Below are 17264 nucleotides of genomic sequence, written 5' to 3'. Positions count from 1 at the left end.
GGGGCGAGTCCAGGGTGCCTGGCCTCGGCCCGGCACCCTGGGCGACAAGGGTATAAACCTTGAGGGGAGCATATTCGATGAGCGACAAGATCAAGGTGGGCATAGTCGACGACCACCCGCTGCTGCGTCAGGGGGTGGCCGCGACCCTGAACCGGGTGGAGGATTTCGAAGTGGTGGAGCAGGGCGGCTGCGCCGACGAGGCGCGGGAGATTTCCGCGCGCTGTCAGCCGGACGTGCTGCTGATGGACGTCAACATGCCCGGCGATACCTTCGCCGCGCTACGCGCCATCAGCAAGGCGCAGCCCAGGGTCAAGGTGCTGATGCTGACGGTGTCGGAATCTGAGGACGACGCCTATGCGGCGCTGGAGGGCGGCGCTCAGGGTTATGTGCTCAAGGGTGTCAGCGGGCCGGAGCTGATCCAGGCGATCCGTACCGTGGCCAAGGGCGAGACCTTTATCACCCCGGCGCTGGCGGCGCGTTTGCTGAGCAACTTCCGCAAGCATCGCAGCGAACAGCACGGCGCCGATCTCACCCACCGCGAAGAACAGATCATCCGCGAGGTCGCCAGCGGCCTGACCAATCGCGAGGTGGCGGCCAAGCTCGGTTTGAGCGAGAAAACGGTGAAGTACTACATGACCAACGTGATGCAGAAGCTGCATGCGCGCAATCGGGTCGAGGCGGTGGCGGCGGTGCGCCGTTACTGGGAAAGCCGCAAGACCTGGCATGTGGGCATCAGCACACCCTGACCCATTGACAGCTACTGGCGGCTATCGCCGCCGCGCAAATCGAATCTGGCCTTGACCCGGGTGCCTTGCCCGGGGGCCGATTCGAGGTCGAAGGTCCCGCCCAGCGATTCCACCCGATAGCGCATACCCGCCAGCCCCAGGCGCGAGCGGTGCGACCCCGTCGCGGCCTGGCGCGCCAGGTCGATGCCAGCGCCGGCGTCCGCCACCAGTACCTCCAGCACGCCTTGCTTGCACTCGGCGCTGACTCGCTGGCCCTGGCCGCCGGCATGGTGGAAGGCGTTGTTCAGCGCCTCCTGCACCAGGCGATAGACGCAGATCTTGTAAGGTAGGCTCAGTGTCGCCGGTAGTTCGCCGAGTTCGAGCTGCACCTTGGTTTCGCTGCGCTGTTCATGACGTTGCACCACCAGCTTGAGCAGCTCGTCCAGGCTCAGCTCGTTGATCTCCGGCAGCGCCAGGCCGCGTGAGATGCCGCGGATCTCGCGCAGGCTCTCCTGGGCGGCGCTACGGATGGTCTCTAGCGCGTCGCTTTCCCCCGCCTGGCAAAGCTCGGCGAGCTCGTCCAGACGCAGCAGGATCAGGGTCAGGAGCTGCGCCGGGCCGTCGTGCAAGTCGGCGCCCAGGCGTCTGTAAGTCAGCTCGTTGATGGTGGCGAACTCCTGGCTGGCGGTGCTGACCCGGCGTTGCAGCGCGGCGTTCTGCTGGTGCAACGTCTCCTGCTCACGCATCTGCTGGCGCAGGATCGCCTGCTGACGCTCGATGATGCGGTCGCCGCGGCGGACGATGAGAAACAGTAGCGCGAGCATGGCCAGGGTGGCCGCGGCGATGATCGCCCAGACCTGCTGGTGGATGCTGCCGATCTCGTGCTCCATCTCGTAGAACTCGCCGATGGCGATGATCCGCCCGCTGCCGAACTCGCGCAGCGGCACATAGGTTTCGTACAGCGGCCGGTCGAAGCTGCGCTCGTAGGCGTGCTCGTCGTGCTCCAGCGGGCTCAGGCGGGTGACCACTTCGCCCTGCATGGCGGCGGCGATGGGTTCGGCCGGATAGTAGTAGAAGGCCGCGTGTTTGCTGGTGCTGTAGACGTTGCTGCCGTCGGGTAGCCAGATCTTCACCGAGACGATATGGCTGTTGAGCGAGGTCTGGCTCATCAGCGCGTCGATGGCCTGCACGCTCTCGGGTTTCAGGCTGCGCGCGTTGGCCAGCTCCTGCACGTACTCGTCGAGATAGGCCTCCATGTAGATGGCCGCGCCTTCGCCCGCGCTCTGCGCCGCGGCGCGCTTGATCTGCTGGCTGACCAGGCTGCCAACGAAGACCATGCTCACGCCGAGGATCAGCGCCGCGGCGAGGACGAACTGCAGCGAGCGGTTCGATTGCCCCAGGCGACGCCACCATGACGAGGCGGATTCGACCAAAGTCCCATCGACGGCCTCGACCAAGGTCTTCGAATTTGATTCGACCTTTGCATCTATGGACATCGTCGTCGCTCCCCGATGCTTGCAACCAAGTGCTGAAAGATCCCCCGGTGGTTCCCGTACTACCGAGGTCTATCAACAAGCTAGTTCAGGATTCGCCTCGCAGGGTCGCCGAGACGTCGTTACCGACTCCCGTCAAGTCGGTCGAGTCGCGCAGACCGAGGTGCGAGGGCCGTTACAGCCGTAGCTTGATGGGGCTCAGGGAAGTGGGCCTCGGGCATTGCAAGCGTGGCGTCGGCGGCGGGATGCGGTGCAGGAGAGGGCACCGCGACCGTCGCACCGCGTCACCCGCGCCGGAGCGCAAGAACATGGACAGCAGTCCACGCCGCACTGAAGCGGCGACCTCATGCGGCACCGCCGGCCTGTGGCATTGCCACGGACCGCCCTAGCCACGTCCTGCGGCCCCGCAGCCGCCCGGGTCGAGCAAGCGCCAGTTGCGGCTCGATCCCCCTGCACCGATCCAGACACTCTTCTGCCTGCGCTTAGCCACGCCGTTGCAATGTTGCCGTATGCATGTGGTTTTTCTGACGCATTCGTCAGTCGCACTCACATCGAGGGAGCACAACAAAATGGCCGTCAATACAACCCAATCCGATCTGGAATTCATCCTCCAGCAAATCAAGATCGCCGAAGCCCACGCCGCCGGCGCCTCGCTCTACGACCTGGTCGGCAACCCGCTGCTGCCCTATGGTCTGCGTACGGTCGACGGCACCTACAACAACCTGGTGCCTGGCCAGGAGTACTACGGCTCGGCCGACCAGACCATGCCGCGCCTGTTGGAGCCGGAGTTCCGCGATGCGGAAACCGGCATCGACGGCGCCGGCGCGCCCCCCGGCTTCCCCGGTTCGGGCACCCAGACCAGCTATGAACAGACCAGCGGCTATGTGGTGGATTCGCAGCCGCGGGTGATCAGCAACCTGATCGTCGATCAGAGCCTGAACAATCCTGCAGTGATAATGGCCGCGCTGGAATACGCCGGCTCCAGCGACGTCTTCGGCGATGCGCAACTGGTGGCGTCGGCCTGGGCTGCCCTGAAGGCGGCCGAGGCGGCAGAGCAGGACACCCTGGCGGCGCTTGAAGCCAGCGAAGCCAACCTGCTTGTTTCTGCCGAAGCGGTGCTGGCTGCACACGCGGCGGTAGTCGACGCCCAGACTCAGGCCGATGCCGATGCCTTGGCGCATGACGAGGCGCTGGCGCTGGTGACGGCCGCGCAGGCGGATCAGGCGCTGGCCCAGGCGACATTGCTGGAAGCGTTCAACACCAATGGCGACGTCATGACCGCGCTGGCCGCATACAGTGATGCCGTGGCCGTCACCAATGCCGCGGTGCAAGCCGCTGGGCTGCTCGGCGAGATCGCCACCGCTTCGGCCGCAGTGGCAGCGTCTGCCATGGATGACGTCACAGCTGCGCTGGCACAACTGCAGAGCGATACCGACGCTCGCGATGCCTTGCTGGAGGCGCTGCCCGCGGCGAAGGCCGCCGAACTCGATCAATTGCTGGCCGACCTGGGCATCGTCATGGACAACGGCAGCGTGCTGGTGCCCAACCTGGCCCCGGACGAGGGTTTGAGCGCTCCTTTCAACGCCTGGATGAGCCTGTTCGGCCAGTTCTTCGACCATGGCCTGGATCTGGTCAACAAGGGGGGCAGCGGCATGGTGTATATCCCGCTGCAGCCGGACGATCCGCTGTACGTCGAAGGCTCGCACAGCAACTTCATGATCCTCACCCGCGCCACCAACCAGCCGGGGCCGGATGGCATTCTGGGCACCGCCGACGACGTGCGCGAGCATGTCAACCAGACCACCCCCTTCGTCGACCAGAACCAGACCTACACCTCGCATGCCTCGCACCAGGTGTTCCTGCGCGAATACATGCTGCACGATGGTAAGCCGGTAGCCACCGGGCATATGCTCGACGGAGCCAACGGGGGGCTGGCCACCTGGGCCGACATCAAGGCGCAGGCGCGCGAGATGCTCGGCATCGACCTGACCGATGCCGATGTCGGCAACGTGCCGCTGCTGGCCACCGACCCCTATGGTCAGTTCATCCGTGGCGAGAACGGTTTTCCCAAGCTGGTGATGGCCGGCCCGCCGCCCTATGAGGTCGAAGGCAACCCCGACAGCCCGATCTCCACCGCTGGTGCCGCCCGTACCGGCCATGCCTTTCTCGACGATATTGCCCACAGTGCCAATCCGTTCAACTCCAATGGTTCCATGAAGGTGGCCGATGGCGATGACGAAGTCGGCCTGGGTGGCCCGCCTGTTGCGAATCCGGATTTCAACCCCGGTTTGCCAGTAGGTCCTGGCAATCTGCCGACACTGGCGCAATACGACAACGAACTGCTCGACGCCCACTACATCACCGGCGACGGTCGCGGCAACGAGAACATCGGCCTGACCGCGGTGCACCATGTGTTCCACTCCGAGCACAATCGCCTGGTCGAGTCCAACAAGCAGACCATTCTCGCCAGCGGCGATCTGGCCTTTATCAACGAATGGTTGCTGGTACCGGTGAATGAGGTGCCGGGTAGCGCCGATGGGCTGATCTGGAACGGCGAGCGGCTGTTTCAGGCCGCGCGCTTCGTCAACGAGATGCAGTACCAGCACCTGGTGTTCGAGGAGTTCGTGCGCAAGATCCAGCCGTTCACCGACATCTTCATGGTGCAGCCGGATATCGAGATCGACGCGGCCATCGTCGCCGAGTTCGCCCATGTGGTGTACCGCTTCGGCCACTCCATGCTCAACGAAACGGTGGATCGGCTGAGCTTCGACATGCAGTCCAGCGACATCGGCCTGATCGAGGCCTTCCTCAACCCGGTCGAGTTCGGCAGCGCCGATGCCGATGTCATGGCCGGCTCGATCATCCGCGGCATGACCCGGCAGACCGGCAACGAGATCGACGAGTTCGTCACCGGCGCCTTGCGCAACAACCTGGTGGGGCTGCCCCTGGACCTGGCGGCGATCAATATCGCCCGCGGCCGCGACACCGGCGTGCCGTCGCTCAACAGCGCGCGCGAGCAGTTCTTCACCGCCACCGGCGACAGCAACCTCAAGCCCTACGTCAGCTGGACCGACTTCGCGCTGAACATCAAGAACCCGGCGTCGATCATCAACTTCATCGCCGCCTACGGCCAGCACGACAGCATTCTCGCGGCCGATACCGCCGAAGCCAAGCGCGCCGCCGCCACCTTGCTGGTGATGGGCGGAGCGGGTAGCCCGAGCGACCGAGTCGACTTCCTCAACAGCAGCGGAACCTGGGCCGAGCGAGAGTCAGGCCTGAACCTGGTGGACTTCTGGATCGGCGGCCTGGCCGAGCGCAAGATGCCGTTCGGCGGCATGCTCGGCTCGACCTTCAACTTCGTCTTCGAAGTGCAGATGGAGAAGCTGCAGGACGGCGACCGCTTCTACTACCTGTCGCGCACCCAGGGACTCGACCTGTTGGGGGCGCTGGAGGCCAACTCCTTCGCCTCGCTGGTGATGGCCAATACCGACCTCGGCCAGCCGGGTTCCTCGCACCTGCCGGGCGATCTGTTCGCCTCGGTGGACCATATCCTCGAGCTGAACCAGGCGCTGCAGATCGGCGGCGACCCGGTATGGGACGATCCCATCATGCAGGCGCTGACGCCCATGGTGGAACGTGGTGAGGGTTACCTGCGCTACAACGGTGAAGCCCATGTGGTGCTGGGGGGCAGCGAAGGCAACGACACCCTGATAGGCGGCATCGGCGACGACACCCTGTGGGGCGACGGCGGCAACGACCGCCTGGAGGGTGGCTACGGCAACGACATCATCCAGGGCGGCGACGGCGACGACATCATCACCGATATCGGCGGCGACGACATCATCAAGGCCGGCGGCGGCAACGACGTGATTCATGGCGGCAACGGCCTCGACCTGATCTTCGCCGGCGACGGCCATGACTTCGTTATCGGCGGCACCGACGGCAAGGAGATCCTGGGCGGCACCGGCAATGACTTCATCCATGGCGGCGACGGCATCGATTCGCTGTTCGGCGGCTCCGGCGACGACTGGGTGGAAGGCGGCGGACGTTTCGACTACATCGCTGGCGACAACGGCGACATCTTCTTCGAGAGCCCGATCCGCGGCCACGACGTGCTCAACGGCGGCCAGGGCGACACCGACTACGACGCCGACTCCGGCGACGACATCATGTTCGCCGGCGCCGGTATCCAGAAGAATATCGGCATGTGGGGCTTCGACTGGGTAATCCACAAGGACAGCACGGTGTCCGCCTACTCGGATCTCAATCAGATGGTGTTCGACACCGAGCCGCTGAAGGTGCTGCGCGACCGCTTCAGCCAGGTCGAGGCGCTGTCGGGCTGGGATCTGGACGATGTGCTGCGCGGCGATGATCGTGCCAACGATCCGGACGCCGAAGCAGAGCGGCAGATGGACGAGAACAACTTCCTCAGCCAGGCTGGCGTGGATCGCATCAACGGATTGCGCGAGCTGCTGGACTACCTGGTTCCTCAGAAGCCGGAGCCGCTCGTACCCGGACGTCTGGATGACATCGTTGCCGAGGTCGATGCGCTGCTTGCGTCTTTTATGGGGGATACCGGGTCGGGCCCTCTGAGTCAGCTTGAATTCCTCTTCGCCTTCCTGGAGAACCCGCAGGAGACCGAGGTGGGAAATCTCGTCGAGGCGTTGCGCGCCGAAGTCGATTTCTTGCTGGGCGGCACGGCCAGCCTGGGCAACCTGGGAGCACTGGTCACAGGGCTGACCGAGGTGGTGGCCGCGCGGATCACCGACCTTTCGGTCGAGGACCTGCAGGCTGTTACCAGTGGTCTGACGGAGGCGTTGGCTAACCTGATTGCCGCGGATTTGGAGTCGGCGATTGCCTTCAACGCCGGCAATATCCTGCTAGGCGGTGGCGGTAGCGATGTGATCGAGGGGCGCGGCGGCGACGACTATATCGACGGCGCGGCTTGGCTCAACGTGCGCATCAGCATTCGCGACGATCAGGGCAACGAGATCGGTACGACCGACGGCATGACCAAGGTTATCACCGACAAGAGCGGCATCCTGGCTGGCACGTCGGACAACCTGACCCTGGATCAGGCCATGTTCAGCCGCCTGCTCAACCCCGGCCAGTTGCATATCGTCCGAGAAATTCTCTACAGCAAGGATGAGAACGATATTGACACCGCCGTGTACTGGGGACTGGCGGAAGAGTACGACATCATCGAGAACTTCGATGGCACCTGGACCGTTGCCCATACTCGCTTCGCTGGAGGCGGTGGCACCGTGACCACCTTCGACCCGCTCGATCCGGATGGCCTGCACACTACGCGCCGAGTGATGTCGGACGGCACCGATACCCTGCGCAATATCGACGTTCTGCGGTTCGCCGACCGGGAGGTGTGGTTGGTGGATCGACCGGCCGAGGGTAGTGTGACCATCAGCAACATGGCGCCCAGCGAGGACGAGATGCTGCTGGCGGCCGCCATCGTCAGCGACCCCAACGGCAGCCAGTTCGCCGTGCTCAGCTACGCCTGGCAGGCGCTGGTGGCCGGCGAGTGGGTGCAGGTCGGCACGGGGCAGAGCTTCCAGCCCGGCGATGCCGAAGTGGGCTTGCCGCTGCGCGTGGTGGTCAGCTTCAACGATGATCTGGGCAACCCCGAGGTGTTGATTTCCGAAGTCACCGAACCGGTGCTCAACGTCAACGACGCGCCCACCGGGCTGCCGCAGCTCAGCAACGCCTCGCCCAGCGTCGGCCAGGTGTTGATCGCTTCCGCCGCGCAGATCGCCGATGCCGACGGCATAGTTGGCGTGACCTTCGCCTACCAGTGGCAGGCCGGTAGCGGCGATAGCTTCAGCAATATCGCCGGCGCCACTGCGCAGTCCTTCACCCTGACGGCGGCTCAGGCCGGCCAGCAGGTGCGGGTGCAGGTCAGCTACACCGACAACCGCGGCACCTTCGAGTCGTTGACCTCGGTGGCCACTGCCATTGTGGCCAGTGCGGTGATCATGGGCACCAGCGGGCCCGACACGATCAGCGGCACGGCAGCGGATGATCACATCATGGGGCTCGGTGGCAACGACCGCCTCAGCGGCCTCGGTGGCAACGATATTCTGGATGGCGGCGCCGGCGACGACATCCTGATTGGCGGTGCGGGCAACGACATCATGATTGGCGGTACCGGCAACGACACCTACGAGGTGACCGAGGCGGGCGATCAGGTGATCGAGCAGGCCGAAGAGGGGTACGACACGGTATGGACCTCGCTGGCCAGTTACACGTTGACGGCCAACGTGGAGCGCCTGGCGTATGGTGGCATTGGCAACTTTACCGGTACGGGAAACGGTCTGGATAACTGGATTCAAGGTGCATTGGGTAACGACAGGTTGATGGGGGGAGCCGGGAACGACATCTTGGAAGGCGGTGCCGGCAACGATGTGCTGATTGGCGGTACGGGCAACGACATCATGCGCGGTGGTGTCGGTAGTGACACCTATGAGGTGACCGATGCTGGCGATCAGGTGATTGAGTTGGCCGGGGAGGGGTACGACACGGTATGGACCTCGCTGGCCAGTTACACGTTGACGGCCAACGTGGAGCGCCTGGCGTATGGTGGCGTTGGTAACTTCACTGGCACCGGCAATGCCTTGGACAACTGGATCCAGGGTGGAGCCGGCAATGATCGCCTGAACGGCGGTGCCGGAAACGACACCTTGGAAGGCGGTGCCGGCAACGATGTGCTGATTGGCGGTACGGGCAACGACATCATGCGCGGTGGTGTCGGTAGTGACACCTATGAGGTGACCGATGCGGGCGATCAGGTGATTGAGTTGGCCGGGGAGGGTTACGACACGGTATGGACCTCGCTGGCCAGTTACACGTTGACGGCCAACGTGGAGCGCATGGCGTATGGTGGCGTTGGTAACTTCACTGGCACCGGCAATGCCTTGGACAATTGGATCCAGGGAGGTACCGGCAACGACGTACTGACCGGCGGTGCCGGCAACGACACGCTGGTGGGGGGGCTCGGCAACGACATCTTCGTGTTCGGCCCCAACTTCGGCAACGACACCATCATCGGCTTCGACGCCAACCCGGCTGGCGGGCAGGACCTGCTCAATATCGCGGCCTTCAACCTGACCGCGGCGACCTTCGCCAGTCGGGTCAATATCGCCGATGCGGGCAGCGATGTGCTGGTGACGGTTAACGGTGCGGACGGCGGCAGCATCCGCCTGGTCGGTGTGACCGACCACACCACCGTGACCATCGCCGACTTCCAGTTGGCGTGAGGCGGCGTGATCCCTGGCGTTCGGGTCACGCGCGGTAGGCCAGGGTCGGCGCCAGGTTTACTACGGCACGTCGCCTGCGGGGGCGGCGTTCCGTAGTTTCTTTGCCTCCAGTAGCAGAAACCCCAGCCTGGCTGGGGTTTCTTTTAGCGTTATGTGTTGATGCTTCGATCTGGTTCTTACTTGGACAGAAACTTCATGCCGTCTTCCAGGCCCTGCAGGGTCAGGGGGTACATGCGGTCCTCAATCAGCTCACGGACGATGCCGGTGGAGGCGGTATAGTTCCAAGTGTCCTTGGGGTAGGGGTTGATCCAGATGAGCTTCTTGTACTTCTCCATGAAGCGCTTCATCCACACGTAACCGGCTTCCTCGTTCCAGTGCTCGACGCTGCCGCCGGCCTGGGTGATCTCGTAGGGCGCCATGGCCGCGTCGCCGACGAACACCACCTTGTAGTCGGCGCCGTACTTGTGCAGCAGGTCCTGGGTGGCGGTGCGCTCGCTGGTACGGCGCATGTTGTTCTTCCACACGCTTTCGTAGATGAAGTTGTGGAAGTAGAAATATTCCAGGTGCTTGAACTCGGTCTTGCAGGCCGAGAACAGCTCCTCGCAGACCTTGACGTGGGCGTCCATCGAACCGCCGATATCCAGCAGCAGCAGGAGTTTCACCGTGTTGCGCCGCTCCGGGCGCATCTGGATATTGAGCAGGCCGCCGTCCTTGGCGGTGTGGTCGATGGTGCCGTCCAGATCCAGTTCCTCGGCGGCGCCTTCGCGGGCGAACTTGCGCAGGCGGCGCAGCGCCACCTTGATATTGCGCGTGCCCAGCTCGACCTGGTCGTCGAGGTTCTTGTACTCGCGCTGATCCCACACCTTGACCGCTTTGCCCTGGCGCTTGCCGGCGTCGCCGATGCGGATGCCCTCGGGGTTGTAGCCGCCGGAGCCGAACGGGCTGGTACCGCCGGTGCCGATCCACTTGTTGCCGCCGGCGTGCTTTTCCTTCTGCTCTTCGAGACGCTTCTTGAATTCCTCGATCAGCTTGTCCAGGCCGCCCAGGCTCTGGATCTGCGCGCGTTCCTCGTCGCTCAGCAGGCGCTCGAACTCCTTGCGCAGCCACTCGTCGGGGATCATTGCCTCGATATGTCGGTCGAGGTTCTCCAGGCCCTTGAAGTAGGCGGCGAAGGCGCGGTCGAACTTGTCGAAGTGGCGTTCGTCCTTCACCAGGATGGCGCGCGACAGGTAGTAGAACTCGTCCATGTCGGCGAACACGACGTTGTGCTTCAGCGCGTTGATCAGGTCGAGCAGCTCGCGCACCGACACCGGCACCTTGGCCGCGCGCATTTCGTTGAATAGATTAAGCAGCATGGCTGCGCCCTCATGTCAGTTCTGGCCGGGCTGCTGCGCGTCGGCCATGCGGCGTTGAAAGCTCGCTGCCCATGCTCACGTACTGCAGTACGCTGCGCTGTTCAGCTCGTTTTCGCCTTGCCTGGCTCTAGCTCGCGAGCCCTGTATCGAGTGGGTTGCGCGCCAGTCGACGCGCAGCAGCCCGATTTTTACCGAGAAGCGCGGCGTGCCATAAAGGCCAGGCGTTCGAGCAGCATCACGTCCTGCTCGTTCTTCACCAGGGCGCCGGCCAGCGGCGGGATGGCCTTGGTCGGATCGCGCTCGCGCAACACCGCCTCGCCGATATTGTCGGCCATCAAGAGCTTGAGCCAGTCCACCAGTTCGCTGGTCGAGGGCTTCTTCTTCAGCCCCGGCACCTTGCGCACGTCGAAGAACACGTCGAGCGCCTCGGCCACCAGCTCACCGCTGATGTTGGGGTAATGCACGTCGACGATGCGCTTGAGGGTGTCGCGGTCGGGGAAGGCGATGTAGTGGAAGAAGCAGCGGCGCAGGAAGGCGTCCGGCAGCTCCTTCTCGTTGTTCGAGGTGATGATGATGATCGGGCGCTGCTTGGCCTTGATCGTCTCGTTGGTTTCGTAGACGTAGAACTCCATCTTGTCGAGCTCCTGCAACAGGTCGTTGGGGAACTCGATGTCGGCCTTGTCGATCTCGTCGATCAGGAGGATCACCCGCTCGTCGGCCTCGAAGGCCTCCCACAGCTTGCCCTTCTTGATGTAGTTGCGAACGTCGTGGACCTTGTCGGAATCGAGCTGCGAATCGCGCAGGCGGCTGACCGCATCGTACTCGTACAGGCCCTGGTGGGCCTTGGTGGTGGACTTGATGTGCCAGGTGATCAGCTTGGCGCCGAAGGCCTCGGCCAGCTGCTCGGCGAGCATGGTCTTGCCGGTGCCCGGCTCGCCCTTGACCAGCAGCGGGCGCTGCAGGGTGATGGCGGCGTTGACCGCGAGCTTGAGGTCGTCGGTGGCGACGTAGGACTGGGTGCCTTCGAACTTCATCGGAAAATCCTCGAACGGTAACGCGCGGGGCCGGCCCGCTGCAGAGATTCAGACGGTGACTATAACGCGCAGGCCCGGCGGCTGTGAACGTGGACGCGGTATTCAGTCACTGAATGGCGAGTCACCCGGCTTTCGGTCTGCTGGCTGGACGGCGCCGGGCGGCAGGCATAGGCTTGAGGCTTTTCCCGTCATGCCAAGGACTTCCGACATGAGCCGCATCTTTGCAGACAACGCCCAGGCCATCGGCAACACGCCGCTGGTGATGATCAACCGCCTGGGGCCGAAAGGGGTCACTATCCTGGCCAAGATCGAGGGGCGCAACCCGGCCTACTCGGTCAAGTGCCGCATCGGCGCCAGCATGATCTGGGACGCCGAGGAGCGCGGCGTGCTCAAGCCGGGCATGTGCATAGTCGAGCCGACCTCGGGCAACACCGGCATCGGCCTGGCCTTCGTCGCCGCCGCACGCGGCTACAAGCTGCTGCTGACCATGCCGGCGTCGATGAGCCTGGAGCGGCGCAAGGTGCTCAAGGCCCTCGGCGCCGAGCTGGTGCTGACCGAGCCGGCCAAGGGCATGAAGGGCGCCATCGAGAAGGCGGCCGAGATCGCTGCTTCCGATCCGGCCACCTATTACATGCCGCAGCAGTTCGACAACCCGGCCAACCCGGCGATCCACGAGAAGACCACCGGCCCGGAAATCTGGCGCGACACCGATGGCGCCATCGATGTGCTGGTGGCCGGCGTCGGCACCGGCGGCACCATCACCGGGGTGTCTCGCTATATCAAGCAGACCCAGGGCAAGCCGATCCTCTCGGTGGCGGTGGAGCCGATCGGCTCGCCGGTGATCAGCCAGACCCTGGCCGGTGCCGAGGTCAAGCCGGCGCCGCACAAGATCCAGGGCATCGGCGCCGGCTTCGTGCCGAAGAACCTCGATCTGGCGATGGTCGATCAGGTCGAACAGGTGGCCGACGACGAGGCCAAGACCATGGCCCTGCGCCTGATGCGCGAGGAGGGCATCCTCTGCGGCATCTCCTGCGGTGCGGCGATGGTCGCCGCGGTGCGCCTGGCGGAGAAGCCGGAGATGCAGGGCAAGACCCTGGTGGTGATCCTGCCGGACTCCGGCGAGCGTTACCTGTCGTCTATGCTGTTCGACGGGCTGTTTACCGAGCAGGAGCTGCAGCAATAGTCATACCGCCTTACAACAAAGCCGCCCTCGGGCGGCTTTTTCGTAGGGTACGCCGTGCGCACTGCCTCAGGTTCTGGCCATGCTCGGCCTGACCACCAGCCATAGCGCCACGCCGATCAGCGCGCAGCCCGGCAGGTAGTCCCAGCTCAGCGGCTCGCCCAGCAGCAGGGCGCCCCAGAGCACGCCGAACGGCGGAATCAGAAAAGTGGTGGTGCTGGCCTTGATCGGCCCGATATCGGCCAGCAGGCGGAAATACAGCACGTAGGCGAAGGCGGTGCAAAGCAGGCCGAGGCCGGCCAGCGACAGCCATACATTCGTTCCGCCCCAACTGGGCGGCGCCTGCAGCGCCAGGCTGCCGGCGAACAGCGGGGCGAGGAACAGGCTGGCACCGACCAGGCTGGCGAAGGCGGTCAGGCGGTTGTCCAGGCCGCCCTGCTGGCCGATCCAGCGGCGGGTGAGGAAGCCAGCGAAGCCGTAGCAGGTGGTGGCCACCAGGCAGGCGGCGGCGCCCAGCAACAGCTCGAGGTCGAAGGCCACCGGCCCGGTACGGGTCAGCACCGCCACGCCGAGCAGGCCGAGGAACACCCCGGCGGCCTTGCTCGTGGTGATGCCCTCGTGGAAGAACAGCGCGCCGATCAGCACGCCCATCAACGGGATACTATCGGCACAGGTAAGATTGACGACAAACAGCACTATCGTTCCCGATAGATATGGACGTGCATCCATATATCAACGGGAAGGCACCAAATAGGCCGCTGGCTGCGTTTTCTGCACTAGGGGATACCCAAGGGTGCCCTAAAGGGCTGGGGAGCCTTGTAGGCCCTCCCAGGAGCTTCCAGCGCTACTGGGATTAACGGCGCATGATTATCCTGCGGATGGGGAGACGTGGCACACAGCCACAGGCGAAGGGGAACAGCGAAAGCTGTTATATTATTACATATACTCAAGAGTTATATAATCTCAGACGTATAAGTCTTAATAGTTATACCCCTGTAAAATATATTATTAAGAATAATGCTTAAGTAATAATAACTACTATCTAACTGACTCACTACGTTCGCATGAGTTAGATGATAATATATATTAATTAATAGTTACTCTTGATAACTCCGTTATCGGTGCAAGAGCATCGCTCAAGCTCCCTCGACTTCGCCTCGGTCGCTTTCGCTCTATTATCCAGGGATTGACTTTTCTGTCAAGACCATTCGTCGTATTTTTCTGTTCAGTGCAAAACTCATCAGGTAACCTGATGGGCTGTAGCCCCACAAGGCTCTTGACAGCCCTGGCTGGTTCGTGCACAATGCACCCCCTCAACACAACCAACCCCAGAACGGGGAGGAATACTTATCGACAACGAACTGACACAGGAGAACTACAATGACCAACGTTATTCAGCTGCAACCCCGCCTCGATCCGAATGGCGACTTCCTGCCCCCGGATATCACCACGCTACCCGAAGCCCTGGCACACATCGAACTAATCGAAGGTGAGCTTATGGCGCACATCGTAGACAATGCGAAGCTCAGAGAATCCCTTGCTGAAGTGACAGCCCAAAGGGACGAGCTTGCACGAAAAATAATTCCCTGCCCCCGCTGAGCGGCTGTGCACTGTGGCAAGCGTCTGGTGTGTTGGGGTGCGAAATATCGTAATACTGGCTGCACACCAATACAGGAACGAGTCGCATGGATGAGGTGTGGAAGAGGGAGAGGCGTAGGCAGGAGGCCGAGCAGTGGCGAAAAAACCGCATGCGCCTCAACTGGCCGATCCACAAGCTAATCGCGGTAAAAGCGCTGAACGAGTTCAAAGATGCAGCGCGGCAGGATCGGCAAGCTTACGTGGTGGCCAATGGGCAAAAGCGGCACGCGGGCGAACTCGGTTGCGACTTCGTGGGGCGGGAAGAGATTGGCCTAGAGGTGCCAGGCTCTACGGTGAGTAAAACGATTGAGCGAGGCCCAAGAGGGGCGAACAAGATTCAATCGAATTACGAGCGTGGGGCGCGCCTGGTCATCCAATACAACGAGTGGCGCGGGATCATTCAGGCATGGTGCTTCCTGCCTTGGATCGGAGCTGGTGCACAGCCTCGGGCAGACCACGACAAAGACATACTATTGTTTTACACCTACAACCCGGACGACTTAACAAGAGATCGTGTCATCAAGCTTGTTAAGCAGACGCTGACGATCCAGCGGGTTGTTAGCTGTGCTGTCCATGCATCGTGGTGGGATGTCCGAAAGTTTCGATGGTGGAAATACGTGGATGACAGAAATCGTAAGGGAATAGGTGGAAGGAATTTCAACCTCCTAACGGTCTGGCGGACAACGATAATATCCGCCGCTCTGGCGGGTATCGCGGCACTGGAGTCGTTGATAAGCCTTTTTTCTTGACGCCTACTCAAGAAATCCCCACTCCCACCCCGCCCGCTGGGAATCCTTGCAGATCGTATGAATGCTGGGTTGTAGCTGAGAAAAATATCACAGCAGCTCTACTGCTGAGCTACAGGAATGGGGAGCGATCTACTACGACCATCCAGAATGTAGTCACTGCACCACAGAAGGCGAGAAAACCCACAAAGCAAGCGCCGGCTGTGGCTACTAAGGAGTCTGCCGAGGCCAATATGTAGACCAGCAGCCAGGATGGCCAGGCGAGGAGGGCAAGCATTACCGCCCACTTGATGAGCCGGTAAAGGACGTTCGGGCGTTTCTTCATAGTGCGACCTCTGCGGTTGGCGAGCTGTTTAACACAAACGCCAGGGGCCTACCCTGAACGGCAGGAATCGGGAAGTATCTGCACGTCACAGGACGCTCTATAAGGCGATTACAGCGTGTTTTGACTGAGGTGACACACCGCCAGCATGAGGCACAGAAAGCCCCGCAACGGGGCTAATTGGTGGCCTTACGCACGCATTGCACGCTGAACAGTGGACAGCGATACATTCAACTTCTCAGCAGTCTTACGGAATGATGAACCAGCGGCAATCTCTGCACGAATAGCTTCGTCGTCAATGGTTTTAGCCCGACCGGTGTACACACCTTTAGCCTTGGCCTTGGCGATACCTTCCCGCTGGCGCTCCTTGATCATGCTACGTTCGAACTGAGCTACTGCACCCATCATGGACAGCATCAGGTGCTGAGTGGGGTTGTCGTCGCCAGTGAACAACAGGTTCTCTTTGTGGAACTGCACATGCACGCCCTTGGCGTTCAGCTCTTGCACCAGAGACAGCAGGTCAGCCAGGGAGCGAGCGAGGCGGTCGATGGAGTGGACGTGGATGCGGTCACCCTCTCGCACGTAATCGAGCATGGCAAGGAGCTGGGGGCGGTCGGTGGTGGCGCCGCTCACCTTGTCAGTGAAGACCTTGTCCAGGGCGATGCCATCAAGCTGACGAGCAGTGTTCTGATCAACCGAACTAACGCGAACGTATCCAACCTGTGCCATACCATGCCTCTGTATTCATTTGGGTCTAGATGCAAGCATGATAGATGTATTCATTGATCAAGGCAAGTCAAATGAATACGGAATTGAGGTGGGTCGTGTATTCACCGGCAGGCGGTCGTATGAGTACACTTCAATGAACACAACCAAGGAGAGCGTCATGCACACGGAATACAAATTGACGATTGCTGGTGTAGCGGTAGCAGCGGGAAGGGCTGAAGGTGTGGAACCGCAAGAGATAACCAAAGGGAACCACTGGATTGAGGTACTGCGAGACCTAGGAGGCAAGGCAGGGGTGGTGATACTGTACGATGGTGGTGTGTACCACCCGGCCAGCGATGGCTATGTGGTTGCTGATCAAAAACAGATTGATGCAGTTATCACACGAGAAACACTAGGCGGCGTAGGTGCTGAACCTATCAGCGTGAGAGTGATTAAGTTGTAAACACGAATACAGACAGCTAAGCCCGACCATGTGTCGGGTTTTTTATTGGTTCTCAAATCTCTATTGACGAATGCGGTAGATCGTGAATGCACGTCTGTGCAGCATGGGCGTCGACGCTGTGCGTCTCCCTGTGGCTTGCGGAATGTTTGGCTTCGTTTCGACTTCAATCGTCGATTTGTGAAAAGAGCGAGGGAAAAACGCTCTTGTTAAATTCTGTACACGTGCATATAGCGTATTTGCTGGGCTCCAACAAAAGCCCCAGCTCGATTAAGAGCCAGGGCATCTGTTAATGGCTGCTTTTTAACCACTTTAAAAGGACGTTTTCGTCCTCA

Annotated in this window: 10 protein-coding genes and 1 pseudogene; 6 read left to right on the top strand and 5 right to left on the bottom strand. The window is 61.9% G+C overall.

Features of this window, described 5'->3' with window-relative positions:
- Positions 1–77: 77 nt before the first annotated feature.
- Positions 78–746, top strand: coding sequence for a response regulator (locus tag ACIGFL_RS08905; protein WP_397496911.1), 669 nt, complete (start codon positions 78–80; stop codon positions 744–746).
- Between the two features lie 11 nt (positions 747–757).
- On the opposite strand, the gene ACIGFL_RS08900 is transcribed toward ACIGFL_RS08905, so the two are convergent.
- Positions 758–2221, bottom strand: coding sequence for a sensor histidine kinase (locus ACIGFL_RS08900; protein ID WP_397496910.1), 1464 nt, complete (start codon positions 2219–2221; stop codon positions 758–760).
- A 566-nt stretch (positions 2222–2787) separates the two neighbouring features.
- Here ACIGFL_RS08900 and ACIGFL_RS08895 point away from each other — a divergent pair.
- The gene (locus ACIGFL_RS08895) at positions 2788–9486 is read left to right on the top strand and encodes a peroxidase family protein (RefSeq protein WP_397496909.1); all 6699 of its coding nucleotides are present in this window, start codon (positions 2788–2790) and stop codon (positions 9484–9486) included.
- A gap of 176 nt (positions 9487–9662) precedes the next feature.
- Here the strand turns inward: ACIGFL_RS08895 and ACIGFL_RS08890 are convergent, their stop codons facing one another.
- Positions 9663–10841, bottom strand: a complete 1179-nt coding sequence (locus ACIGFL_RS08890) for a VWA domain-containing protein (RefSeq protein WP_021444878.1) — start codon at positions 10839–10841, stop codon at positions 9663–9665.
- A 188-nt stretch (positions 10842–11029) separates the two neighbouring features.
- A complete protein-coding gene (locus ACIGFL_RS08885; protein ID WP_122108554.1) occupies positions 11030–11875 on the bottom strand; it encodes a MoxR family ATPase in 846 nt (281 codons plus the stop codon).
- Positions 11876–12083: 208 nt separating this feature from the next.
- Between ACIGFL_RS08885 and cysK the strand changes: the two genes are divergently transcribed.
- Positions 12084–13058 (top strand): cysteine synthase A, encoded by a 975-nt coding sequence (gene cysK / locus ACIGFL_RS08880; protein WP_021444876.1) that lies wholly within the window; start codon positions 12084–12086, stop codon positions 13056–13058.
- Positions 13059–13124: 66 nt separating this feature from the next.
- Here the strand turns inward: cysK and ACIGFL_RS08875 are convergent.
- Positions 13125–13712: pseudogene (locus ACIGFL_RS08875) on the bottom strand (DMT family transporter); the annotation flags it as partial.
- Between the two features lie 723 nt (positions 13713–14435).
- Between ACIGFL_RS08875 and ACIGFL_RS08870 the strand changes: the two are divergent.
- Entirely contained in the window at positions 14436–14654 is a 219-nt protein-coding gene (locus ACIGFL_RS08870; protein ID WP_397496908.1) for a hypothetical protein, read from the top strand.
- An 86-nt stretch (positions 14655–14740) separates the two neighbouring features.
- Positions 14741–15442, top strand: coding sequence for a hypothetical protein (locus ACIGFL_RS08865; RefSeq protein ID WP_397496907.1), 702 nt, complete (start codon positions 14741–14743; stop codon positions 15440–15442).
- Between the two features lie 508 nt (positions 15443–15950).
- On the opposite strand, the gene ACIGFL_RS08860 is transcribed toward ACIGFL_RS08865, so the two are convergent.
- Positions 15951–16490, bottom strand: a complete 540-nt coding sequence (locus ACIGFL_RS08860; protein WP_397496906.1) for a recombinase family protein — start codon at positions 16488–16490, stop codon at positions 15951–15953.
- A gap of 157 nt (positions 16491–16647) precedes the next feature.
- On the opposite strand from ACIGFL_RS08860, the gene ACIGFL_RS08855 reads away from it, so the two are divergent.
- Entirely contained in the window at positions 16648–16932 is a 285-nt protein-coding gene (locus tag ACIGFL_RS08855) for a hypothetical protein (protein WP_397496905.1), read from the top strand.
- Positions 16933–17264 lie beyond the last annotated feature (332 nt).

Origin of the sequence: Pseudomonas sp. NPDC077649, assembly GCF_044542855.1 — a bacterium.
Lineage (GTDB): Bacteria > Pseudomonadota > Gammaproteobacteria > Pseudomonadales > Pseudomonadaceae > Aquipseudomonas.
The sequence above is the reverse complement of the archived record's forward strand: the minus strand, read 5'-3'. Positions and strand labels throughout refer to the sequence as shown.